Annotated in this window: 22 protein-coding genes; 5 read left to right on the top strand and 17 right to left on the bottom strand. The window is 61.9% G+C overall.

What is annotated here, in order from left to right; all coding sequences use genetic code 11:
* The first annotated feature begins 67 nt into the window (after positions 1–67).
* Positions 68–772 carry a YebC/PmpR family DNA-binding transcriptional regulator gene (locus LAB08_RS20005; protein ID WP_008020881.1) on the top strand — a complete coding sequence of 235 codons (705 nt, stop codon included), beginning with the start codon at positions 68–70 and terminating at the stop codon, positions 770–772.
* 118 nt (positions 773–890) lie between these two features.
* On the opposite strand, the gene LAB08_RS20000 is transcribed toward LAB08_RS20005, so the two are convergent.
* From LAB08_RS20000 to LAB08_RS19960, 9 genes are all read right to left on the bottom strand, one after another.
* Positions 891–2,204 (bottom strand): leucine-rich repeat-containing protein kinase family protein, encoded by a 1,314-nt coding sequence (locus tag LAB08_RS20000; protein ID WP_096510070.1) that lies wholly within the window; start codon positions 2,202–2,204, stop codon positions 891–893.
* 166 nt (positions 2,205–2,370) lie between these two features.
* The gene (gene zapE, locus LAB08_RS19995) at positions 2,371–3,501 is read right to left on the bottom strand and encodes a cell division protein ZapE (RefSeq protein WP_096510071.1); all 1,131 of its coding nucleotides are present in this window, start codon (positions 3,499–3,501) and stop codon (positions 2,371–2,373) included.
* A gap of 248 nt (positions 3,502–3,749) precedes the next feature.
* Entirely contained in the window at positions 3,750–4,796 is a 1,047-nt protein-coding gene (locus LAB08_RS19990) for an ABC transporter substrate-binding protein (RefSeq protein WP_096510072.1), read from the bottom strand.
* An 18-nt stretch (positions 4,797–4,814) separates the two neighbouring features.
* Positions 4,815–5,930: an NAD(P)/FAD-dependent oxidoreductase gene (locus LAB08_RS19985; RefSeq protein WP_096510073.1), complete on the bottom strand. Its 1,116-nt coding sequence runs from the start codon at positions 5,928–5,930 to the stop codon at positions 4,815–4,817.
* Positions 5,927–7,282: an FAD/NAD(P)-dependent oxidoreductase gene (locus LAB08_RS19980; protein WP_096510074.1), complete on the bottom strand. Its 1,356-nt coding sequence runs from the start codon at positions 7,280–7,282 to the stop codon at positions 5,927–5,929. The genes LAB08_RS19985 and LAB08_RS19980 overlap by 4 nt, the downstream gene beginning before the upstream one ends.
* Positions 7,283–7,436: 154 nt before the next feature.
* Positions 7,437–7,727, bottom strand: coding sequence for a (2Fe-2S)-binding protein (locus LAB08_RS19975; protein WP_096510075.1), 291 nt, complete (start codon positions 7,725–7,727; stop codon positions 7,437–7,439).
* Between the two features lie 7 nt (positions 7,728–7,734).
* Complete coding sequence (locus LAB08_RS19970) at positions 7,735–8,529, bottom strand: ABC transporter permease (RefSeq protein ID WP_096510076.1); 795 nt, start codon at positions 8,527–8,529, stop codon at positions 7,735–7,737.
* Positions 8,530–8,535: 6 nt separating this feature from the next.
* The gene (locus tag LAB08_RS19965) at positions 8,536–9,405 is read right to left on the bottom strand and encodes an ABC transporter permease (protein WP_096510077.1); all 870 of its coding nucleotides are present in this window, start codon (positions 9,403–9,405) and stop codon (positions 8,536–8,538) included.
* Entirely contained in the window at positions 9,402–10,427 is a 1,026-nt protein-coding gene (locus LAB08_RS19960; protein WP_096510078.1) for an ABC transporter ATP-binding protein, read from the bottom strand. Before LAB08_RS19960 ends, LAB08_RS19965 begins: the two co-directional genes overlap by 4 nt.
* A 245-nt stretch (positions 10,428–10,672) precedes the next feature.
* On the opposite strand from LAB08_RS19960, the gene LAB08_RS19955 reads away from it, so the two are divergent.
* Complete coding sequence (locus LAB08_RS19955; RefSeq protein WP_096510079.1) at positions 10,673–11,509, top strand: IclR family transcriptional regulator; 837 nt, start codon at positions 10,673–10,675, stop codon at positions 11,507–11,509.
* A gap of 132 nt (positions 11,510–11,641) precedes the next feature.
* On the opposite strand, the gene LAB08_RS19950 is transcribed toward LAB08_RS19955, so the two are convergent.
* On the bottom strand, positions 11,642–12,394 hold the full coding sequence (locus LAB08_RS19950; protein ID WP_096510080.1) for an anti-sigma factor family protein: 753 nt from the start codon (positions 12,392–12,394) through the stop codon (positions 11,642–11,644).
* The gene (locus LAB08_RS19945) at positions 12,391–12,897 is read right to left on the bottom strand and encodes a sigma-70 family RNA polymerase sigma factor (protein ID WP_096510081.1); all 507 of its coding nucleotides are present in this window, start codon (positions 12,895–12,897) and stop codon (positions 12,391–12,393) included. The genes LAB08_RS19950 and LAB08_RS19945 overlap by 4 nt, the downstream gene beginning before the upstream one ends.
* Positions 12,898–13,055: 158 nt before the next feature.
* Here LAB08_RS19945 and LAB08_RS19940 point away from each other — a divergent pair, with 158 nt between their 5' ends.
* Complete coding sequence (locus tag LAB08_RS19940) at positions 13,056–14,132, top strand: catalase family peroxidase (RefSeq protein ID WP_096510082.1); 1,077 nt, start codon at positions 13,056–13,058, stop codon at positions 14,130–14,132.
* Positions 14,129–14,674: a cytochrome b gene (locus tag LAB08_RS19935; RefSeq protein WP_096510083.1), complete on the top strand. Its 546-nt coding sequence runs from the start codon at positions 14,129–14,131 to the stop codon at positions 14,672–14,674. The genes LAB08_RS19940 and LAB08_RS19935 overlap by 4 nt, the downstream gene beginning before the upstream one ends.
* Positions 14,675–14,816: 142 nt before the next feature.
* Here LAB08_RS19935 and LAB08_RS19930 read toward each other — a convergent pair whose 3' ends face one another.
* Both LAB08_RS19930 and LAB08_RS19925 read right to left on the bottom strand, forming a co-directional pair.
* Positions 14,817–15,965: a M14 family metallopeptidase gene (locus tag LAB08_RS19930; protein ID WP_096510084.1), complete on the bottom strand. Its 1,149-nt coding sequence runs from the start codon at positions 15,963–15,965 to the stop codon at positions 14,817–14,819.
* Positions 15,966–16,558: 593 nt separating this feature from the next.
* Positions 16,559–16,900 (bottom strand): DUF6124 family protein, encoded by a 342-nt coding sequence (locus tag LAB08_RS19925; protein WP_096510085.1) that lies wholly within the window; start codon positions 16,898–16,900, stop codon positions 16,559–16,561.
* Positions 16,901–17,029: 129 nt separating this feature from the next.
* Here LAB08_RS19925 and LAB08_RS19920 point away from each other — a divergent pair, with 129 nt between their 5' ends.
* Positions 17,030–17,668: a LexA family protein gene (locus LAB08_RS19920; RefSeq protein ID WP_096510086.1), complete on the top strand. Its 639-nt coding sequence runs from the start codon at positions 17,030–17,032 to the stop codon at positions 17,666–17,668.
* 119 nt (positions 17,669–17,787) lie between these two features.
* Here the strand turns inward: LAB08_RS19920 and LAB08_RS19915 are convergent, their stop codons facing one another.
* The 4 genes from LAB08_RS19915 to LAB08_RS19900 form a co-directional block, all read right to left on the bottom strand.
* The gene (locus LAB08_RS19915) at positions 17,788–19,743 is read right to left on the bottom strand and encodes an acetyl/propionyl/methylcrotonyl-CoA carboxylase subunit alpha (RefSeq protein WP_096510087.1); all 1,956 of its coding nucleotides are present in this window, start codon (positions 19,741–19,743) and stop codon (positions 17,788–17,790) included.
* Positions 19,743–20,558: a gamma-carboxygeranoyl-CoA hydratase gene (locus tag LAB08_RS19910; protein WP_096510088.1), complete on the bottom strand. Its 816-nt coding sequence runs from the start codon at positions 20,556–20,558 to the stop codon at positions 19,743–19,745. Before LAB08_RS19910 ends, LAB08_RS19915 begins: the two co-directional genes overlap by 1 nt.
* Before the next feature lie 137 nt (positions 20,559–20,695).
* Positions 20,696–22,303, bottom strand: a complete 1,608-nt coding sequence (locus LAB08_RS19905; RefSeq protein WP_096510089.1) for a carboxyl transferase domain-containing protein — start codon at positions 22,301–22,303, stop codon at positions 20,696–20,698.
* An 11-nt stretch (positions 22,304–22,314) separates the two neighbouring features.
* The gene (locus LAB08_RS19900) at positions 22,315–23,478 is read right to left on the bottom strand and encodes an isovaleryl-CoA dehydrogenase (protein ID WP_096510090.1); all 1,164 of its coding nucleotides are present in this window, start codon (positions 23,476–23,478) and stop codon (positions 22,315–22,317) included.
* Between the last annotated feature and the right edge of the window lie 145 nt (positions 23,479–23,623).

Here is a 23,623-nt window from a genome sequence, read left to right as displayed (position 1 = left end):
GCCGTATAAACTTGGCACCATGCGTCGGCCAATAGATGTCTCGGCGCCATAGACAAGAGAGTGAGTAATGGGCGCACAGTGGAAGGTTAAACACAAAGAAGCGGCAGCCAATGCCAAGGGCAAGATCTTCGGCAAACTGGTGAAAGAAATTACCATTGCTGCGCGCAACGGCGCCGATGTTGCCACCAACGCACACCTGCGCCTGGTGGTTGAACAGGCCAAGAAAGCTTCGATGCCCAAGGAAACCCTGGATCGCGCCATCAAGAAAGGCGCGGGTTTGCTGGGCGAAACCGTGCAATACCATCGCGTGACCTATGAAGGCTTTGCGCCGCATCAGGTGCCGCTGATCGTCGAGTGCGTGACCGATAACATCAACCGCACCGTCGCTGAAATCCGCGTCGCGTTCCGCAAGGGCCAGTTGGGCGCTTCCGGTTCGGTGGCCTGGGATTTCAACCACGTCGGCATGATCGAAGCCTCGCCGGACACCCCGGATGCCGATCCGGAAATGGCCGCCATCGAAGCCGGTGCCCAGGATTTCGAGCCCGGTGAAGACGGCGCGACCCTGTTCCTGACCGAGCCAACGGACCTCGATGCGGTACAGAAAGCCCTGCCTGAGCAAGGCTTCACCGTGTTGTCGGCCAAGCTGGGCTACCAGCCGAAGAACCCGGTCAGCGGTCTGAGCGATGAGCAGATGGCTGAAGTCGAAGCCTTCCTCGAAGGTCTTGATAACCATGATGACGTGCAGGACATGTTTGTCGGGTTGGCGGGTTAATTCGTTTCTTCAGTGACACCGCTTTCGCGAGCAGGCTCGCTTCCACATTGGACCGTGTCCGTCAAGGCAACTCGGTCAACTGTGGGAGCGAGCCTGCTCGCGAATGACCGCGAAGCAGTCACCCGTTATTCAACTCCGTAACGATTTCGCTGAACCCCGGCCGCGCCAGCACATCCGGCTGACAACAGCACTGCTGCAACGCCTCCAGCTGCACACGCCGTTCATCGCTCAACCCCGAGTCGATCCGCTCCAGCAATTCCCCCAGCAAGATCCCGAACGCTCGCACTTCGATCCGTTGCAATGCACGGCTTTCCAGGCTGTCCGTCGTGGCGTGGAACGACGCCGCGCCAAAATCGCCCAACAGGCAATCACCGTGCTCGTTCCACAGGATATTGTGACCATAGAGGTCGCCGTGGGTGATGCCCTGGTGGTGCAAATGGCCGGCCACCGAAGCAATGCCACGGGCGATGCGTAGCGCCACATCGGCAGTGAAGCGGGTATCGTCGGCGTAAACGTCGCGGCTGCAGGTGGCCAGGCTCGGAAGCGCGGCGAGGTTGCGGTAGCTCGGCTCCATCAACTGCATCACCAGCCCGGCCGTTTGCTGTGGGTGACCGATAATCCGTCCTTCAACGCGGATCAGATTGGGATGGGTGCTGGCGGTGATGCAGGCGTTCATTTCGTGCAGCGGCGAGCCATCGCTGGTCATTTCGCCTTTGTAGAGTTTGACCGCCACCTGCGTGTCCGGTTGTCCCGGTCGTGCCCATGTCGCCCGATGAATCACCCCGGAAGCGCCTTCGCCCAGTTTTTGCTCCAGCTCCAGCGCCGTCCATGGAATGCTCGCGGTGGCTTCAAGGGCGGCCGCATCGGCTTCGGTTTCCAGCGGGTTACCGGCGTAGGCCAGCCACGTCAGGCCTGGCAGGGAGAGTAGCCATTCGGGCAGATCGGTCAAACAGTTGGCGGCGATGCGGATAAGCTCGAGCCGATGGCAGTTGCGCAAGCTGTCGGGCAAGCGCTGCAAGCGGTTACCCGCCAGCATGAGTTTTTGCAGATAAGGGCGCTCACCCAGCTCGGTTGGCAGCTCACGGATGCGGTTATCCGTCAGGATCAGCCAGCGCAGTAACGGCGGCAGGGCCTCACCCGGTACGTGTTCGATACGGTTGGCCTTGAAGGCGACCATGGTCAGTGTCGCGCATTGACCCACGCAAGCAGGCAGTTCGGTGAACTGGTTATCGGAGCAAAACAGCACGCGCAGGCGCGTCAGGCGGTGCAAGTCATCCGGCAGGCTGCTCAAGGCATTGCCACTGAGGTTGAGCACTTCCAGGGAGTCCGCCAGGTCGAAGATTTCCCGGGGGAACTCTGTCAGGCCGCAACTAAGGTCCAGGCGAGTGATGCCTGTCAGCGTGCCGGCGCGCAGTTGTGCAAGGGTGTGCATGAACGGGTTCGCTATCGGTCGAAGGAATGGGCGGCATGATAGCGGGAATAGTGTGCTGCCTGTCAGGTCCCCTTCGCGAGCAGGCTCGCTCCCACATTGGGCCGCCGTGGTCAACGGTGGGAGCGCTGCTCGCGAAGAGGCCGGTACTGCCACACAAAACCGGGGTTTAAACCGATTCCCGGATCTCAACCAACTGCCCCAACCGACTGCGTGTACGCGCCAGGTCGATGGCCTCGCCGCCCAGGCTTTCGCGCAACGAGCGCTGTCCGAGCAATATCAGGTGCTTGTCCTGATCGTATAAAACGTCCACCAGATTGATAAAGCGTTGCTGGGCGGCAATCGAACAGTCGGCCAGGCTGGGCAGTTCGTCGATGATCCAGTGATCGAAACGCCGGCACAGTTCCAGGTAATCCATGACGGCGGTGGGGTGGTCGCACAGGTCGCTGAAGGTGAAACCGATGGTGCGCCCTTCGCAGTAGCGGGCGGGCAGATGGCGGGTGCCGACCGGCAGGGCAATGGCCGGGGTTTGGGCGGCAGGCAGGTTCGAGGCCTGGCGCTGTGCCGGCGTGGCGGGCCAGACATACTGCCCCTGGGTAAACAGTTGCTGCGCGTGAGTTCTGGCCTGGCTGCGGTAGTCGTGTGGCCCGCCGACTTCCATCACCTGCATGCGCGCGTTGATCAGGTCGATCACCGGTTTGAAGCGCGCGTGGTACAGCGGGTTGGGCAACAGGCCTTCGGGCGGGTAATTGGAGGTGACCAGCAGCAGGATGCCTCGGCGGAACAACGCCTTGAACAGCCGCGTGATCAGCATCGCATCGCCGATGTCGTGGACATGGAACTCGTCGAAACACAGTACGCGGCAGTTACGCAGTAACTCATCCAGCGTGGTAGCCAGCGCATCCGGTTGATCGCGATGAGTGAACATTCCCCGATGCAACCGGGCAAAAAATTCGTGGAAGTGCAGGCGCTGTTTTTCCGCAAGGGGGATGGCCTGGAAAAAACCATCGAGCAGCCAGCTCTTGCCGCGACCCACTGCACCATGCAGGTAAAGACCCGGCAGGGTTTTCGCCCCGGCACCCAGCAGCGTCGCGGCATGCTGTGCCATGCAGTCGATCACGCGTTGCTGGCTGAGGCTGAGGGTGTAACCCTGGGAATGGGCCTTGTGGTGAAAGTAGTCGTGGATGACCCGACCGCTCGCGACACCGTTGGCGGGTGCAGTCGTTGCCTTGCCGAAGAGGCGGCGCAGCGATGGCCAGCGCGGAGTGAGTCGCGAACGGTTGGGCGGTCGAACGGCCACTGTGATGTCACCCCGTAATCTTCAGGCAGGCTCCCCGAGCTGCGGCGGCATAGTGTAACCAGAGGCGGGAATTCGCATCCAGTTGTGTCTGATTTTTGTGGAGGTGCCTGATTCCCCTGTAGGAGCAAAGCTTGCTCGCGATGGCGGCAGGTCAGGCACAGCGTCGTTGACTGTACTGGCGCCATCGCGGGCAAGCCATGCTCCTACAGGAGATTTGTGTCGTTTGTTAGAGGGGCTGTGTCAGTGATTTAGCGCTCGATACTCCGATTCCACCGCGCATTCCACGCCGGGCGCTGTTCGTTGACCTGATCCCAGTCCACCGCGATCGCCGTCTGCAGGTACTGCTTCATCGCCTCGACCTGCCCGCGGGTACGGTCTGTTGTCGGTGTATTGGGGTTGGACGGAATCTGGTCGCCATCCTCAAGCGCGGCAGCCTGGGCTTCGGGGGTCAGCAGGAACGCGGCGAGCTTTTGCGCCAATTGCGGCTGAGTGTTGTTGGCGATGGCGCACTCGGCGACGTTGAGCACCACGGCACCTTCTTTCGGTTGTGCGTATTCCACCGGCATGCCCTTGAGTTTCAGGGCGGTGACCTGGGTCGGGGTCAGCGGAAAGAGCGCTGCTTCGTCGGTCTGGAGCATTTCGGAAATCTTCGCCGAGCTCGGAATGTACTCCAGCACGTTGCGCCCGACGCTGTTCGGCCAGGCCTTGAACCCCGGTTCGACATCGGTCTCGCTGCCGCCCTGGATACGGTTGAACATCAGGAAACCATGCAGGCCGAAGGTGGAGGAGGCCATCGACTGGAATACCACCTTGTCCTTGAAGCGCGGATCGGCCATGTCCATCCACGAGGTCGGCGCACTCCAGCCTTTCTCCTTGAACAGTCGGGTGTTGTAGGCCAGACCGGTCACACCGAGGCTGACGGCCACCGCCTGATCCTTGATCCGGCCCTTGGCCGGGATCTGCGCCAGGGTCGGGTTGTCTTCGAGCTTGTCGCACAGGCCCATGCCGATGGCGCGGTACATGATGCCGTCGTCGAGGAACATCACGTGCATCTGCGGGTTGCCCTTGCTGGCCTGGACCTTGGCCAGGATATCGGCGGAGGTACCGGGCACGATCACCACCTTGACGTTGTTGGCCTTCTCGAAAGCCGGCAGTACCTTGTCGGCGTACAGCCGCTCCATGGTCCCGCCGTTCATGCCCAGGTACAGCGTCGGCTCGGCGTGGGCCTGGGCGGCGGCGAGCAGGGCGCTCATGCAGGACAAACCGAGCAGAGCAGTGCGTTTGACGTTATTCATTGGCGCGACCTTCCTCTATCAAGCTACGGAGATGGAGTGAAACCGGGTGATGGAAAACGCATCCAGCGACGTCTTTGACGCGCCGCTACAGATGATCTCGGTGAGCGCCTGGCCCACCGCCGGGCCGATCTGGAAACCGGCGCCGGCAAAGCCGAACGCATGCAACAGACCGGGCTGGGTACGGCTGTGTCCGATCACCGGTTGGCGATCGGGCAGGTAACCTTCGGTGCCGCTCCAGGTGCGAATCGCCTGGGCGCCTTCCAGAAACGGGTAAAGCTCGACGGCCTGGCGCAGGATTTCCAGCACCGCGCCTTGACCGGGACGGGCGCGGGCATCGTCGAGGGCAAAGCCCTGGCCGCCGCCCAGCACGCAATTGCCGCGCGCGACCTGGCGTGCATAGATACCGCCGCCCTCGACGCCGGTGCTGGCATCCATCACCAGAGGCAAGGGCTCGGTGACCAGCATCGCCGGGTGTCCGGAATGCATCGGCACCGGTTCATCGAACTGCGCGGCCAGGCTGCCGGCCCAGGCGCCAGCGCAGTTCAACAACCAGGGCGCATGCAACTCCAGGCCGGTTTGCGTGCGCACGCGAAAGCGCTGGCCGTCGTGTTCCACGGCGGTAACCGCGCATTGCTCGTGTACCTGCACGCCGTGGCGTCGCGCGGCCCGGGCGAACGCAGGGGACACCAGGCGCGGATTGGCATGACCGTCATCCGGGCAATAGGAGGCGCCCACCGCGACGTCTCCCACCCATGGAAAACGCCTGCGCAGTTCGGTGCGGTCAAGCACCTGCAAATCGAGGCCGAAGCCCTGGCTGCTGACTTCATAGTTCTGTAGCGCTCGCAAATCGTCGAGGCTGCGAGCAAGTTTGAGGTGACCGCTGCGTTGATATTCACCGTCGATCCCGATCAATTGCGGCAACTGCCCCCAGATGGCGTGGGCGCGTTGTGACAGCGGCAGTTGCGACAGCGGCCGCCCCTGACGACGCACGCCACCGTAGTTCACGCCGCTGGAATGCGAACCGCAGAAATCCCGCTCCAGCAGCACCACGCGCCGCCCGGCCTTGCCAAGAAACAGCGCCGCCGAAGCGCCGACGATGCCGCCGCCAATGATCACTGCGTCGACTTCGATCATGCTTCGATCTCCAGGCCAAAGGGCAGCGGTTTGATGGGAGACTGGGCCCGCAGCCGGCCAATGTCGGACACGTCGCGCCGGCTTTCGCAGGCAATGATTTCCGCTGCGGCCGCGCCACACATCCGGCCCTGACAGCGACCCATACCGATCCGGCAGTGGGCCTTGACCCGGTTGATTTCCCAGTGACCTTCGCGCACGACCTCACGAATATCGCCGGCACGAACTTCTTCGCAGCGGCAGACCATCACGTCATCGTTGATGCGCGCGGCCCAGTCCTCGGGAAAGGCAAAGGCACGTTCCAGACCCTGACGAAAATCGCCGATGCGTTCCAGCGATTGTTCAAGCTGCGCGGGGCGTTGCGCCGGGATCAGGTGGCCGGTGTCTTCGAGCAACGCCAGCGCGGCGCGCTCGCCGGCCATTTCCGCAGCGTCGGCGCCCATGATCCCGGCGCCATCACCGGCCAGGTACACCTCGGCGACACTGCTGCGACCGGCGCGGTCGCGTTGTGGCAGCCAGGCACGGTTGAGCGGGTTCCAGGCGAACTCGCAGCCAAGCAGGTCGGCGAGCTGGGTTTCGCTGCGCAGGCCGTGGGCGAAGGCGACGGCATCGCAGTCCAGTCGATGTTGGCCTTTTGCGTCCGACCAGATCAGCGCCTGCGTCCGTTGCTCACCTTCGACGCCTTGCAACGTCGCGCCCTGATGCACCGGGATGCCGTGGGCGGTGAGCCAGCCGCGGTAATAGAGACCTTTGGCCAATGTGGCCGGTTGAGCCAGCAGGCCGGGCAGGGCGCGGGCCTGGGCGCTGAAGGGGGAACTGTCGAGCACCGCGATCACCTTCGCGCCAGCCTTGGCGTATTGATAGGCGACCAGATATAGCAACGGGCCGCTGCCGGCGAACACCACGCGCTCGCCGATGGCGCAGCCCTGGAATTTCAAGGCAATCTGCGCCGCACCGAGGCTGTAGACGCCGGGCAAGGTCCAGCCCGGCACCGGCAGAACCCGGTCGGTGGCGCCGGTGGCGACGATCACCCGGGAAAACCCCAGTCGCGCGGCACGGCCGTCGTGCAAGGTGTCGAGGGCACCGTCTTCGGCGTTCCACACCAGCGTGTCGGGGCGATAATCGAGTTGTTCGCGCAACTGATCGATGGTCTGGTGCAGGGCCTGGGCCTTGCGTGCTTCGAAGCCATACAGCTTGACCGGCGAGCGCGTGAAATTGGCCGGCTGGCGCCGATAAATCTGCCCGCCACCGCGTGCGGCTTCATCCAGCAACACCGGGCGGACACCATGTGCCACCAGGGTTTGCGCGGCGCGAATACCGGCCGGGCCGGCGCCGATGATGACGACAGGCTTCATGCGCACCTCTTTTGTGAACGATCCGCGACCACTGTGGGAGCTGGCTTGCCAGCGATGCCGGCGGCACAGGCAACATTGGTGGTGGCTGACAAGCCGCTTTCGCTGGCAAGCCAGCTCCCACAGGGGATGGGGGTACCGCAGGTGGAATGTATCTTCATAGCGATCGCCCCGGCTCGCGGCTGATGTGTTGTCCCGCTTCAAGCAACGTCGAGCAGGCGCGGACCCGGCGGCCGTCGCCCAGGCGTACCCAGCAGTCCTGGCAGGCGCCCATCAGGCAGAACCCGGCGCGGGGTTCGGCGTTGAAGTCGCTGCCGCGCAGGTGTTCGCTGCAGGTCAGCACCGCCGTCAGTACGGTGTCGCCGAGCAGGCCGCTGGCCGGTTGGCCGTCGAGGGTAAAGTCCAGGGCCGGGCGGTCGCCTTCGGCCAGTCGTTTCAGCAGAGCCATGGCGCCCTCATTGTTTGCCCACCAGAACCCGATCCAGGCCGTAGACCCGATCGAGCAGAATCATGGTCAGCGCGGTCAGCGCGATCACCAGTGCCGACACCGCCGCCATCATCGGATCGATGGACTCGGTGGCGTAGACGTACATGCGCACCGGCAAGGTTTGCGTGGCCGGCGAGGTGACGAAGATCGACAGCGTGACCTCGTCGAAACTGTTGATGAACGCCAGCAACCAGCCCCCGGCGACCCCCGGCAGAATCATCGGCAGGGTGATCTGGCGGAACAGCGTGAAGCGCCCGGCACCCAGGGATTGCGCGGCGTGTTCGGCACTGCGGTCCAGGCCGATGGCCGAGGCCAGCACCAGACGGAGCACGTAGGGGGTGATCACCAGCACATGGGCGAAGATCAGCCACGCAAAGCTGCCGTTGACGCCCATCAGCGCAAACAGGCGCAGCAACGCCACCCCCAGCACCAGGTGCGGAATGATGATCGGCGACAGGAACAACCCGTTGAAGAAATCCCGGCCGGGGAATTCGAAACGGGTGATCGCCAGCGCCGCGGGCACCGCGATCAAGGTGGCCAGCGAGGCGGCGCTGAACGCCAGGATCAGGCTGTTGTAGAACGCATCGACAAAGTCGGCACGCTCGAACACGGCGCGGAACCAGCGCAGGGAAAAATCGCTGGTCGGCAGGCTCAGGGTGTTCTCCGGGGTAAAGGCGACAAGGCACACCACCACCAGCGGCGCGAGCATGAACAGCACCACAAGGGCATGAAACAGCAGGGCGAAAGGACCGTTCCTGGACATGACGAATTACCCCAATGACTTCTTGTAGCGGCCTTCGATCATGCGGTTCCACGACAGCATGATCAGCAGGTTGATGAGCAGCAGGGCCACGGCGATGGCCGCGCCCATGGGCCAGTTGAGTTCCGACAGGTATTGGTCGTAGATCAGCGTGGCGACCATCTTCAGGCGGCGTCCGCCGAGCAGGCCGGGAATGGCAAATGAGCTGGCGGCGAGGCCGAACACGATCAGGGTTCCGGAAAGGATGCCGGGCATGACCTGGGGCAGCACCACCTGGCGAATCACCGTGAAGTGGCTGGCGCCCAGCGACAGCGCGGCTTGCTCGGCGGCCGGGTCGAGCTTCTGCAGCGAGGTCCAGACCGGAATGATCATGAACGGCAGCATCACGTGAACCAGTGCGATCACCACGGCGAACGGCGTATAGAGCAACTTCATCGGCGAGCCACCGAAGGCTTGCAGGACCTGATTGACCAGGCCGTCGGCACCGAGCAGCAGGCTCCAGCCAAAGGCGCGCACCACCACCGAAATCAGCAATGGGGTAAGGATCAGGATCAGGAAAATCGAGCGCCACGGGGTGCCCATGCGGCTGAGGATGTAAGCCTCGGGCACGCCGATCAGCACGCAGAGCAAGGTGGTCAGCGCACTGATCCACAGGGTGCGCAGGAAGATCTCGTAGAAGTACGGATCGCCCAGCAGGCTGCCGTAATGCTCGGCGGTATAGGCGTCGGCGTTGATGCCCGAGCCGTAGTCAAAGACGTTGAACGACAGCACCAGGGTCAGCAACAGCGGGATCACCAGCAGGCTGACGTACAGCGTCAGGGCCGGTGCCGACAGCCAGTAACCCTGGCGTCCCTGGCGGATGGCGGCGAGGGTGCTCATGCTGTCACCTCGTCAATGCTCAGCACCCGCAACAGCGCCGTATCCCAATCCAGGCCCACCGCCGTGCCTTCGTTCAGCGGGGCCGAACCGTCGTTGCGGCGCACCACACTGAGTTCGCCGAGGCTCGTCGACACACCGTACAGCCATTGGCTGCCCAGGAAGAAGCGGCTGCTGACCTTGCCTTGCAGGCGCCCGTGACCCGCGTCGCGCAGGTCGATTTTTTCCGGACGCAGGCTCAGGGTCAGTTCGCCGGCGCCATAGGTGCACACCTGAACCGCGCCGTTCGTATCGCGTTCACCGGGCAGCAGATTGGCCTTGCCAACGAAGCCGGAAATGAACTCGGTGCGCGGGTGTTCGTAGAGGGTGTAGGGCGCGTCGATTTGAGTGATGCGCCCGGCCTGCATCACCACCACGCGATCGCTGATCGATAGCGCTTCGGACTGGTCGTGGGTGACCATCAGTGTGGTGATGCCCACTTCGCGTTGAATGCGGCGGATCTCGAATTGCATCTCTTCGCGCAGGTTGGCGTCGAGGTTGGACAGCGGTTCATCCAGCAGCAACACCGGCGGCTGGATCACCAGCGCCCGGGCCAGGGCGACGCGCTGGCGCTGGCCACCGGACAGCTCCCGAGGATAACGCTCGGCGTGCTGATGCAGGCGTACCAGCTTCAATACACGCTCGACCCGCTGTTGGATCTCGGCGTTCGGCACCTTGCGCATGCGCAGGCCGAACGCGACGTTGTCCTTGACGGTCATGTGCGGGAACAGCGCATAACTCTGGAACACCACCCCCAGGCCGCGGCTGGCGGGTTTGGCGTGAGTGATGTCGCGACCGTCCAGCACGATGCGCCCGCTGGTGACGTCGACGAAGCCGGCGATCATTTGCAGGGTGGTGGTCTTGCCGCATCCGGAGGGGCCGAGCAGGGAAACGAATTCGCCTTTCTCGACCGAGAGATCGGTGGCGACCACGGCGTCGATTTCACCGTAGCGTTTGCCAAGTTTTTGAAGTTGCAAAAAAGCCATGACTGCGCCTCCACCTGAGATTGTTATGCGCGCCTCGGGGCGCGCTTTTTTGTATGGGCAGATACGAAAAAATGTTTGCGGGGTGCGTTGGCGCTCGACTTGGGTCGGCTGCCGCTGTTGTTCGAATCGCCCCTGTGTGGACGCAGATTAGGACGAAGACTAGGATGGGCTCAATGGCCTATTTCACTGAAGCGATGACTATTTTCAGTTTCATTCGGTGAGTAAATTAATATGCGAGAAAATTCATGTCAGATTCCATTGAGCGGAATGAAAACAAAAATGAAGTCGGTGTCGGCGCCGTCCCAAGGTTGTTTGCGGTGTTGCGGGCATTGGGCGATACCGTGGAGGGCGGCGAGCGCGTGACGCAACTGGCCCAGCACATCGGTTTATCGCAACCGACCACCCACCGCTTGCTGCGCAGCCTGATGGAGGAGGGCATGGTCGAGCAGGACGCGCGCAGCAAGCGTTACCGCCTGAGCCTGGACTTTTTCGCCTTGGCCGCCCGGGCGGGCAACAGCGGAAACCTGCGCGAACTGGTGCGCCCGGCGTTGCTGCGGCTTTCGGCGTCGCTCGGCGATTCCTTGTTTCTGCTGGCGCGCAGCGGCTTCGATGCGATCTGCCTGGACCGCAGCGAAGGTCCGTTTCCGATTCGCACCTTCACCGGTGACATCGGTGGCCGGGTGGCGCTGGGCGTAGGGCAGGGCAGCCTGGCGATCCTGGCGTTTCTGCCGGAAGAAGAACGCGAAACAGTGATCCATTACAACCTGCCGCGGCTCAAGGATTTCCATCTGTATGACGAGGTGTTCCTGCGCTCGGAAGTCGAGAATGTGCGCAAGCTCGGTTACGCCGGACGCAACACCGGTGTGTTGCAGGGCATGGCCGGGGTGGCGGTGCCGATCCTCGATCGTGAAGGCCGGGCGGTGGCGGCGTTGAGCGTGGCGACCGTGAGTGACCGCCTGGGGCCGGATCGCTTGCCGACGGTGGTGGAGATGCTCAAGCGTGAAGCGGCGTTGATCGGGCCGCGGATCAATCCGTTTGATCCTTTGCTACGGCGGCCGTCGCAGGTGTTCGGACAAGGTTGAGCGCAATCTCCAGAGACTCATTGAACCCTGTGGGAGCGGGCTTGCCCGCGATAGCGGTCTTTCAGGCGATATCTTTATTGCTACCAGGCCGCCATCGCGGGCAAGCCCGCTCCCACAGTGATTTGATGGTGCTCAGAAGTTCGTGGTCTGTCTGAGCATCTGCGCCGCCGGCGTATCCGTCGGGCTGACCATCGCATAGTTGTAGCCGCCACCGGACCAATACTCGGCCTGCAACCCGCCATCACTGCGACTGCCTCGTGGCAACAGGAAGTTCTTCGGTCCCGGCGGGCGCACGTAGAAGCTGATCTTGTTGCCGTCCTGATTCTCGTACACCACCATCGCCGCCGGTCCCTGTTCGGTGCTGAGCAGGCGGCCGCTCACCGGTTTGAACCCGGCGCCGGTCAGGTCCGGCAAGCGATTGGCTTGGGTGAAATAACGGTCGAGCCAGCCCTGCATGTCGCCGTCTTCGCCGGCCTTGTAGTCCGCCGGCAACAACCCCTGCTGGGCAATCAGGCGGTAAGCCTGCATGGCATCGGCCATCGGTTGCGCGGCGCTGAGCAGGGTCATTTCCCGGGCTTGCCAGCCGCTGACCCCGCCGACGCTGACCGCAATCAGCAACACTGCGGCACTGGCCAGGTGGCGCCGGGACTGGCGCTTAAGGCGCTGGCGAATCAGCGCCGGATCGAGGTCCGGGTTGGCCGGTTGCTGCAACGCGCCACTGAGGGCCGCTCGTAGTTGCTGGGCGTCTTGCTGCCAGGCGCGCACTTGTGCGGCAACTTTCGCATTGCTGGCGAGAAAAGACTCGACCAGGTGTCGGTCGTCCTCGTTGAGTTGGTGGTCGACGTAGGCGTGCAAGTCGCGCTCGCTGGGGGGCATGCTGATCATTTGAGTCTCCGCAGGGCAGGGCGGGTGATTTCGCCATCGCTGAGTTGGCGCAGGGCCTGGCGGGCCCGGGACAGGCGGGACATCACGGTGCCGGTGGGTACGTCGAGGATCTCGGCGACCTCTTTGTAACTCAGGCCTTCCACCGATACCCACAGCAACAGCGCGCGCTGTTCGGTGGGCAGTTGGTCGAAGGCATTGAGGGTGGATTGGGCGATCACGGTGCGTTCCACCGAAGGCTGCACATCATCGCGCCCGGTGAAGAATTCGAGCATCCGCGCATAGCGTCGGGAGCGGCGATGCGCATCGAGAAACTGTCGATACAAAATCGCAAACAGCCAGGCGCGCAAGTCGCCTTCGACGCGTTTAGCGCCCCAACTCGACAGTGCACGTTCCAGGCACGATTGCACCAGGTCGTCGGCACTGCTGGCGTTACGTGTCAATGACACGGCAAATCGCCGCAATCCGGGAATGATTTTTCTCAGTTGTTCGTCGATATCGTTCATGAAGTGCTGACTAGTCACTACGCTAGGGACTAGGAAGACGCCCGATAACCGAGGTTATTCCACGCCCGAAAAAATAAACACCGCACGATGGAATAAACCGGTGTGCGGTTCGTCTGCTTGATTCTTCTCACTTGTGGCCGATGGCCCTGGAGTCTTTCATGGTAGATCGATCATCACCGCCACCCTTGAGTGCCGCCAGCGTTGCGTTGCGTCTGGCGGGCATTGCCGTGGTTGTCGCTGTCGTGGCCGGGGCGTTTGCCTACGTCAACGGCACCTTGGACCCACAACGGCTGACGCCGAAAAAACTGATCAATGTGCTGGAAACCAATAACGGCGTGCACCCCGGATTCCGACGCAATCATGCCAAGGGTGTGTGCGTGATCGGCCATTTCGAGAGCAGTGGCGAGGCTCGCAGTTATTCCATTGCACAGGTATTCAATGAGCCGCGCACGTCGGTGGTCGGTCGTTTTGCCTTGCCGGCGGGTAATCCCTACGCGCCGGACAGCGCCGTGCCGATCCGCAGCCTGGCGTTGCGCTTCACCCAGGCCAACGGCCAGCAATGGCGCACCGGGATGAACAGCATGCCGGTGTTTCCGGTGGGCACGCCCGAAGCGTTCTATCAATTTCAGCAGGCTCAGTCGCCGCTTCCCGCAACCGGTAAACCGGACCCGGCCGCGGTGCCGGCGTTCTTCGGCTCGCACCCGGAATCGGCACCGTTCCTGGCATGGATCAAGACTGCCAAACCCTCGGCCAGTTATGTGACGGAAACCTACAACAGCGTCAACGCGTTCTATCTGGTCAACGCCGCCGGCCAGCGGCAAGCGGTACGCTGGAGCATGGTGCCGGTGGCTCAGGACGCGCCCGGCGCCACGGCACCGCAGGGCAGCGATTTTCTAGAGAAAGACCTGGTCCAGCGGATCACCGCCGGCCCGTTGCGCTTTCAGCTGAACATTACCCTGGCCAACCCCGGCGACCCGGTCAACGACGCCAGCAAGGCTTGGCCCGAGGGGCGCAAGGTGTTGAATGCCGGCACTCTGGTTCTGGAAAAAACCCAGCCACAACTCAACGGCGAGTGCCGCGACATCAACTACGACCCGCTGGTCTTGCCTGCGGGCATCGAAGGCTCCGACGACCCGTTGCTCGCCGCGCGTTCAGCCGGCTACTCCAATTCCTACCTGCGTCGCACCAGCGAAGTCAGCCAGTTGCCCGCCGCCAAGCAGGAGGCTCAACAATGAATACTCAACCCAACCATTTCGCTCCCTTGGCGCGCCTGCTGCACTGGCTGATGGCGCTGATGATCATCGCCATGCTGTTCATCGGCGCAGGCATGGTCGCCTCGGTCTCCGAACGCCATGAATGGCTGATCCACCTGCACAAGCCCTTGGGCGTGGCGATTTTGTTGCTGGTAATCGTGCGTCTTGTGGTGCGCTTCTCCACGCAACAGCCGCCGTTGCCCGCGGACCTGCCGGGTTGGCAAGCGCTGGCGGCGAAGGCATCCCATGTATTGCTGTATGCCTTGATGCTGATTTTGCCGTTGCTCGGCTGGGCGATGATTTCCGCGTCCGGTGAGCCGGTGATGCTCGGCAGTTCGATGCAGTTGCCGTCAATTGTGCCGGCGAACGCGCAGGTGTTCGCGTTCCTGCGCAAGGCCCATGGGTATCTGGCGTATTTGTTGTTTCTGACGGTGTTACTGCATTTGGCGGCGGCGTTGTTTCATGGGTGGATACGGCGTGATGGAGTGCTGGAGAGCATGTTGCGGGGCAGGGATCGCGGTTGATCGATAGCACGCAAAACCTGTAGGAGCGAGCCTGCTCGCGATGACGGCGCCACATTCAATATTTCTATTGACTGATACGCCGCGATCGCGAGCAGGCTCACTCCTACAGGTTCCGCGGTTTGCAATGAAATCAGGGGATAGATCAGCGCAACGAGTCGACCATCTCCGCCACGGTGGTCAACACATCCTTGCCCAACTGCTTCGACCGCTTGCCCGACCAGCCGGTCTCCGCGTTCGGATGATCGTCATGATCCTTGAACGGCATTTCCAGGGTCAGGGACAGGCAGTCGTATTTCTGGCCAACGGCGTTGCAGGCCAGGGTCATGTTGGCCTTGCCCGGTTCATCGCGGGTGTAGCCGTGCTTGGTCTGGAAGTCCTTGGTGGTTTTCTTCAGATGGCTGCGGAAGTGCTCTTCGAGTTTTTCGATCCGCGGCGTGTAGCCCGGATTGCCTTCGCAAGCGGCGGTGAAGACGTGGGGGATTTCCTCGTCACCGTGAACGTCGATGAACATATCGACGCCATACTTTTCCATTTGCTGCTGGACGAAAAAGACTTCCGGGCTGACTTCCGGGCTGGCGCTCTGCCATGCGCGGTTCAGGTCCTGGCCCATGGCGTTGGTGCGCAGGTGGCCGTGGAAGGCACCGTCCGGGTTCATGTTCGGCACCAGGTACAGGTCGGCGCTGGCCAGCAGTTTGTTCAGCACCGGGTCGTCGTGCCGTTCCAGGCGCTCGATCACGCCTTCCATGAACCACTCGGCCATGTGCTCGCCCGGATGTTGCTGGGCAATCATCCACACCTTGCGCCGGCCTTCGGCGCCCGTGCCTTTGCGCAGCAGTTGAATGTCACGGCCTTCGACGCTCTTGCCGGTGGCCAGCAGTTCGGTGCCGGCCTTGGTCAGCGCCTGCTCGATCAGCCAGTCATGACGGCCGCGGCTGTAGGGTTCGAAGTAGGCGAACCAGGCGTGGGTTTGCGTGGCTTCAAGGCAGAAGCGCAGGCAGTCGCCTTCGAAGATGGTCGGTACGCGGAACCAGTTGACGTGATCGTAGGAGGCTACGGCCTGATAGCCGGTCCAGGCCTTGTTGTACGAGGACTGGCTGGCATTGTTCAGGCGGAACCAGTGCTCCTGGCCGACATGCAGGCCGCTGGCCTTGAAGTGGAACCATTGAAAGTGATTGCTTTTGGTATCGGGTCGAATAGCCAGCAGGGGCTTGAGCGGGTCGCTGACATCGATGACCTGGATGTTGCCGCTGTCGAAATTGGCACTGATGTCGAGAGTTTTAGCCACGGTCAGGGTTCCTGATTCAGATTTTTATGTTGGCTACTTTACACGCAAGAGAAGGGCGTTAGGAGCGCATAAAAACGTTTCACCCAAGGTGTCGAAGATTGGGTTCGTGGCTTGGGGAGTAGGCTGGTTTCTACGGGTATTGCGATGGATGATCGGCGGGATGTGCGAAGCGGCAGAAGGAGGATATGGGCTTGAAATAGGGGGGGCGTCCTCCCTGACGCCGACGCAGCTTAGAGACTGCACGATTGATTCTCAAGTGCTATCTGCGATTGGTTTTTCCTTTATGATCAACGGCTTCTCTTGCCAACAAATATTCTTTTGATATCATCCGCGCCATCGAATTTGCAGCACCTACAGACTTCATTAGCCTGAAGCCATAAGCCAGAAAACTGGCAAAAAAAGACCCGGCAAAAAGCCGGGTCAAAAACCGTGATTAGCCTGATGAGGAGATAGTCCAGGAGACCGACCTAAGGTCCCTTGGTCTATCGACTGATCTCGCGATCAGTTGATGCAATAATAATCATTCTCGTTTGCAAGTCAAATGAATTGTCTGCGCGATTGGAAAATTCTTTCCAGTCCTCTTTGTTCGTGCATTCGTTTCAACCGTTCTGATGCCTCTCCAGTGACCGATCCACCATGGCCTTGGCCATGTCGATCATATGTACCGTCGAAAACGCCAGGTCCCGGTTTGTCCCCTGCAGATGGCTGGCTGACTCGCACGCCGTGGCGGCGGCACAACGCAACAGGTCCGAGGCATGGACCAGCGCCTCCTCACTGCTGATGTTGCGGTTCACATCAAAGAATCGTGTCTCGACCGCTTCTTCTGAAACAGCCGGTTTCAAGTAATAGTCCAATGCGCGCTGTGCAGCGGCCGAGCCCTGGGGCGAGGTGAGGGAGGTGTCGATTTGCATATCAGGCAAGTCGTTGGCAGGTTGGGTCATGGTGATGGCAAGCTCCGTGATAGATTCAGATCCGTGAAGCCATCCTAGTACGATCTGTATTTGTGACCATCGTTTAAATACTACAATTTGTGTTTTGTCGGCCGGAGGCGCCCACGTATCGTGCCGCACATGGATAAATGGATTGAATTGGTCAAGGCCAAGATGAGTGAGCTCAAAGTCACTCAAGAGATACTCGCCGAACGCCTCGGGATGTCCCAGGGTGGCGTTGGCCACTGGCTGAATAAACGTCGCGAGCCTGGCATCGACAACATGAACCGGGTGTTGAAGGCACTCGGAATGGACTTCCTCGAAGTGGTGCTGGTGATTCGCGAGCCCGCGGATTCACAGGACGACGAAATTTCCCTGACGCAAAAGTACAACCCGTACTTCCGCTACCCGGTCAGTGACTGGCGGGAAACGGGAGAAGTGCGCGATGGCGAACAGGCGCAGTACCGTTTTGAATTGTCCGATTATCACGCCCGGGGCGCGGCGTTCTGGCTGACGGTCGTCGGTGATGCGATGACTGCACCCAGTGGCCTGAGCATCGCCGAGGGCATGTTGATACTGGTGGACCCGGACGTGGACGCCGAGCCCGGCAAGTTGGTCATTGCCCAATGGCCGGACAGCAGCGAGGCGGTTTTCCGCAAGTTGATCGAAGAGGGCGGGCAGCGTTACCTGGTCCCGCTCAATCCGACGTATCCGAAAACCCTTTACACCGAAGAGTGCCGAATTATCGGCGTGGTGGTTCAGGCAACAGCCAAGTTCTAGACGCAGCGCGGTCCTTGCAGGAGTCGAGCTTGCTCGCGATAGTCGTCAACGATGACGCGGGCTGTCTGAATGCCCGCGTTATCTGGACGTTCATCGCGAGCAAGCTCGCTCCTACAGTTTTACGCTTCTTCCAGCTCCACCAGCGCACTGCCTTCGCTGACCATCTCGCCTTCCTGGCAATACAACGCCTTGACCACACCGGCGTGGGGCGCACGAATGCTGTGCTCCATCTTCATCGCTTCCAACACCACCAGTTGCGCCCCGGCTTCGACCGTTTGCCCGGCCTCCACCAGCACACGCACGATGCTGCCGTTCATGGGCGCGGTCAGGCCGCCGTGATGACTGTGACTGGCTTCAACGGCGCTGATCGGGTCGTAGGACTCGATACGGCGCAGTTCACCTTCCCATTGCAGGTACACGAAATCGCCCCGGCGGATCGCCCGATGCTGGCGGCGCAGACCGTTGTGCTCGGTCAGCAATTGCTCGCCTTTGAGCTGTGCGCTGTGGGCGTTGCGGTCGCCCAGCGTCAACGCGCGGTCCTGGCCTTCACAGCTCAGGTGCAGGGTGATTTCCGACGGCAATCCGGCACGGAAACCATTACCAATGGCCCAAGGAGAACTCGGGTCATCGCTACGCGGTGTACTCTGCTGGCTTTGGGTGAACGCCTGGGCAGCGGCTTGCCAGAACTCATCGCTGAGCCCGGACGGCGCCGGCAGCAGTTGTTCCTGATAGCGCGGGATGAACCCGGTATCCAGTTCGGCGGCGGCAAACGCCGGATGACCGATGATCCGGCGCAGGAAGTTGATATTGGTCTTGAGCCCGCCAATGGCAAACTCGTCGAGCATGCTCAGCAGGCGCAAGCGAGCCTGCTCACGGTCCTCGCCCCAGGCGATCAGCTTGCCGAGCATCGGGTCGTAGAACGGTGAAATCTCGTCACCCTCTTCGACACCACTGTCCACCCGGCGACCCGCACCCGGCTCGGATTCGCGGTACAACTCCAGGCGACCGGTCGCCGGCAGGAAGTCATTGCCCGGGTCTTCGGCATACAACCGTACTTCGATGGCATGGCCGATCAGCGGCACCTGATCCTGGGTCATCGGCAAGGGTTCGCCACGGGCCACGCGAATCTGCCAGGCCACCAGGTCGAGGCCGGTGATGGCTTCGGTGACCGGGTGTTCGACCTGCAGGCGCGTGTTCATCTCCATGAAGAAGAACTCGCCGCGAGCATCCAGCAAAAACTCCACGGTGCCGGCGCCGACGTAGCCGATGGCTTGCGCCGAACGCACGGCGGCTTCGCCCATGGCGCGGCGCAGTTCCGGGCTCAGGCCGGGTGCCGGTGCTTCTTCGACGACTTTCTGGTGCCGCCGCTGAATCGAGCAGTCGCGTTCGTTGAGGTACAGGCAGTTGCCGTGTTGATCGGCGAAGACCTGGATTTCCACGTGACGCGGTTTCAGCAAGTATTTCTCCACCAGCATCCGCGAATCGCCGAATGACGATTGCGCCTCACGCTGGGCCGAGGCCAGGGCTTCGGCCAGTTGGCTGACGTCCTCGACCACTTTCATGCCTTTGCCGCCGCCGCCGGCCGTGGCCTTGAGCAGCACCGGGTAGCCAATGCGTTCGCAGGCATCGCGGAAGGTGTCGAGGTCTTGCGCTTCGCCGTGATAACCCGGCACCAGCGGCACGCCGGCGGTTTCCATCAGGGCCTTGGCGGCGGACTTGCTGCCCATGGCGTCGATGGCCGAGGCGGGCGGGCCGAGGAAAATCAGGCCGGCTTGTTCAATGGCACGGGCGAACCCGGCGTTCTCCGACAGGAAACCATAACCGGGGTGGATCGCCTGGGCACCGCTGGCCTTGGCGGCGGCGATCAGTTTGTCGATTTGCAGGTAGCTGTCGGCGGCTTTGCTGCCACCCAGGTCGACACGAATATCGGCTTCACGGCTGTGGCGTGCATCACGGTCGGTGGCACTGTGCACGGCCACGGTGGTCAGGCCCAGGGCCTTGGCGGTGCGCATCACCCGGCAAGCGATTTCGCCGCGGTTGGCCACCAGCAGGGTAGTGAGGACGGGTGCGCTCATCAACGCGGCTCCTTGGGGGTGATTTCGGCTTGCCAGCTCGGCGGGCGTTTTTGCAGGAAGGCGCGCAGGCCCTCCTGACCTTCGGGGCTGACGCGGATGCGGGCGATAGCGTTCTCGGTATAGCGACGCAGCGCCGGGAGCAGCGAGCCGTCGCCGACTTCACGCAGCAGGTCTTTGCTGGCGCGCATGGCCGCCGGGCTGTTGAGCAACAGGTTGTCGATCCACTGCTCGATTTTTTGCTCCAGCTCCTGGGCTGGATAGCTCTCCGACAACAGGCCCAGTTCCCGCGCCCGTTGCCCGCCGAAGCGCTCGGCGGTCAAGGTATAGCGCCGGGTAGCACGTTCGCCGATGGCTTGCACCACGAACGGGCTGATCACGGCCGGTGCCAGGCCGATGCGCACTTCCGACAGGCAGAACTGTGCGTCATCGACGCCAATCGCCATATCGCAGCAACTGATCAGGCCCAGCGCGCCGCCGAAGGCTGCACCTTGCACCACGGCCAGGGTCGGAATCTTCAGCTTGGCCAGGTTGTACATCAACTCTGCCAGTTCCCGGGCGTCGTCGAGGTTGGTGTGGTAATCGAGTTCGGCCGATTGCTGCATCCACGCCAGGTCCGCACCGGCGCTGAAATGCTTGCCGCGACCACGCACGAGCAGGAAACGCAGGCTGGCATCGCTCGACACCTGGTCCAGGGCGAGGATCAATTCGCGGATCATTTCGGCGTTGAACGCGTTGTTCTTTTCTTCGCGGCTGAGCCACAGGGTTGCAAAGCCCCGTGGGTCGGTCAGCAGTTCGAGGGTGTTGAAATCGCTCATATTGTCCGTCTCCACAACTCTGTTCTCTGTAGGAGCGAGCTCTGCTCGCGATGGACGTTCAAACAACGCTGGCTACCTGATGCCCCGCGTTTTCGTTGACGACCATCGCGAGCAAGCTCGCTCCTACAGGGGGCGGATTACATCCGGAACACGCCGAAGCGGCTCGGTTCGATTGGCGCATTCAGCGACGCCGACAAGGCCAGGCCCAGGACATCGCGGGTCTGTGCCGGGTCAATGACACCGTCGTCCCACAGGCGAGCGCTGGAGTAATAAGGGTGGCCCTGTTCCTCATACTGGTCGAGGATCGGTTGCTTGATCTCCGCCTCCTGTTCGGCGCTGAAACCCTGGCCACCACGTTCGGCCTGCTCGCGCTTGACCTGCACCAGCACGCCGGCGGCCTGTTCGGCGCCCATCACGCCGATGCGCGCATTCGGCCACATCCACAGGAACCGCGGGTCGTAGGCCCGACCGCACATGCCGTAGTTGCCAGCGCCAAAACTGCCTCCGATGATCACGGTGAACTTCGGCACTTTGGCGCAGGCCACGGCGGTCACCAGTTTCGCGCCATGCTTGGCGATGCCGCCGGCTTCATACTTCTGACCGACCATGAAGCCGGTGATGTTTTGCAGGAACAGCAACGGAATGCCGCGCTGGCAGGCCAGCTCGATAAAGTGCGCGCCTTTCTGAGCGGCTTCGGCGAACAGGATGCCGTTGTTGGCAAGGATCGCGATCGGGTAACCGTGCAGGTAGGCAAAGCCGCAGACCAGCGTCGTCCCGAACAGGGCCTTGAACTCGTCGAAGACAGAGCCGTCCACCAGTCGAGCGATGACTTCGCGCACATCGAAAGGCTGTTTGGCATCGGCCGGCACCACGCCGTACAACTCGTCGCTGCTGTAAAGCGGGGCGATGGGCGCGCGTTGCTGCACGTCGCCCAGCTTGCGCCAATTGAGGTTGGCGACACTGCGACGGGCGATGGCCAGGGCGTGTTCATCGCTTTCGGCGTAATGGTCCGCTACCCCGGAAATCTTGCAATGCACATCAGCACCGCCAAGATCTTCGGCGCTGACCACTTCACCGGTCGCCGCTTTCACCAGCGGCGGGCCGGCGAGGAAGATCGTCGCTTGCTCGCGGACCATGATCGCTTCGTCGGCCATCGCCGGCACATATGCGCCGCCTGCGGTGCAGGAGCCCATGACCACGGCAATCTGTGGAATGCCCATGGCGCTCATGTTGGCCTGGTTGAAGAAGATTCGGCCAAAGTGCTCGCGATCCGGAAACACTTCATCCTGACGCGGCAGGTTGGCGCCACCGGAGTCCACCAGATAGATGCAGGGCAAACGGTTCTGCTGGGCGATGGTTTGGGCGCGCAGGTGTTTTTTCACGGTCAGCGGGTAGTACGAGCCACCTTTTACCGTGGCATCGTTGGCGACGATCATGCACTCGACGCCTTCCACGCGGCCGATCCCGGCAATCACGCCAGCGGCGGGAACGTCTTCACCGTACACCTCATAGGCGGCCAGTTGGCTTATCTCCAGGAACGGCGAACCCGGATCGAGCAGGCGATTGATGCGTTCACGGGGCAGCAATTTGCCCCGCGAAGTGTGGCGTTCCTGGGCCTTCGGGCCGCCACCTTGCGCCACTTGAGCGAGCAGGGTGTGCAGCGCATCGACCTGTTTGAGCATCGCCGCGCTGTTGGTGGCGAACTCCGCTGAACGGGGGTTGAGCTGGGTATGCAGGATAGCCATGGGCAGCTCCGTTAGCGGGTTTCGTTAAACAGTTCGCGACCGATCAGCATGCGACGGATCTCACTGGTGCCGGCACCGATTTCGTACAGCTTGGCGTCACGCAACAGACGACCAGCCGGGAATTCGTTGATGTAGCCGTTGCCGCCGAGAATCTGGATCGCGTCGAGGGCCATTTGCGTGGCGCGTTCGGCGCTGTAGAGGATCACGCCTGCGGCGTCCTTGCGTGCGGTTTCGTTGCGCTCGCAGGCCTGGGCTACCGCATAGAGGTAGGCGCGGCTGGCGTTGAGTTGGGTGTACATGTCGGCGACCTTGCCCTGGATCAGCTGGAATTCGCCGATGCTTTGGCCGAACTGCTTGCGGTCATGGATGTACGGCACGATCAGGTCCATGCACGCCTGCATGATCCCGGTCGGGCCGCCGGAGAGCACGACGCGTTCGTAGTCGAGACCACTCATCAGCACCTTCACGCCGCCATTGAGTACGCCGAGGATGTTCTCTTCCGGTACTTCGACGTCATCGAAAAACAGTTCGCAGGTGTTCGAGCCGCGCATGCCGAGCTTGTCGAACTTGTTGCTGCGGCTGAAGCCTTTCCAGTCGCGCTCGACGATGAAGGCGGTAATGCCGTGCGGGCCCTTTTCCAGGTCGGTCTTGGCGTAGATCACATAGGTGTTGGCGTCAGGGCCGTTGGTGATCCAGGTCTTGCTGCCGTTCAGAACGTATTTGTCGCCGCGTTTGTCGGCGCGCAACTTCATCGAGACGACATCGGAGCCGGCGTTCGGCTCGCTCATGGCCAGGGCGCCGATGTGCTCGCCACTGATCAGCTTCGGCAGGTACTTGGATTTCTGTTCGTGATTGCCGTTGCGGTTGATCTGGTTGACGCAGAGGTTGGAGTGCGCGCCATAGGACAACGCCACCGAGGCCGAGCCACGGCTGATTTCTTCCATCACCACCACGTGGGCCAGGTAGCCCAGGCCGGCACCGCCGTACTCTTCCGGAACGGTGATGCCCAGCAGGCCCATGTCGCCGAATTTGCGCCACAGGTCGGCGGGGAACAGGTTGTCGGTGTCGATCTGAGCGGCGCGGGGGGCGATCTCTTTGGCGACGAAGGACTGAACCTGATCGCGCAGCATATCGATGGTTTCACCGAGGGCAAAATTCAGGGATGGGTAGCTCATGGGTCACCTTTTGGCTTTTTTGTCGGGTGGGGAGGGCAGTGATTTAGCTCTCACCTTTACGTTAACGTAAGCCTGTGACGAATGGCTGTCAATCACCCTTTACGTTAACGTCAACTTGAGCGAGAGTAGAGGCAGTTCAAGATAG

Origin of the sequence: Pseudomonas izuensis, assembly GCF_002356535.2 — a bacterium.
GTDB lineage: Bacteria > Pseudomonadota > Gammaproteobacteria > Pseudomonadales > Pseudomonadaceae > Aquipseudomonas > Aquipseudomonas izuensis.
Note: the sequence above shows the minus strand (reverse complement) of the source record. Positions and strands in the feature narration are given on the sequence as shown.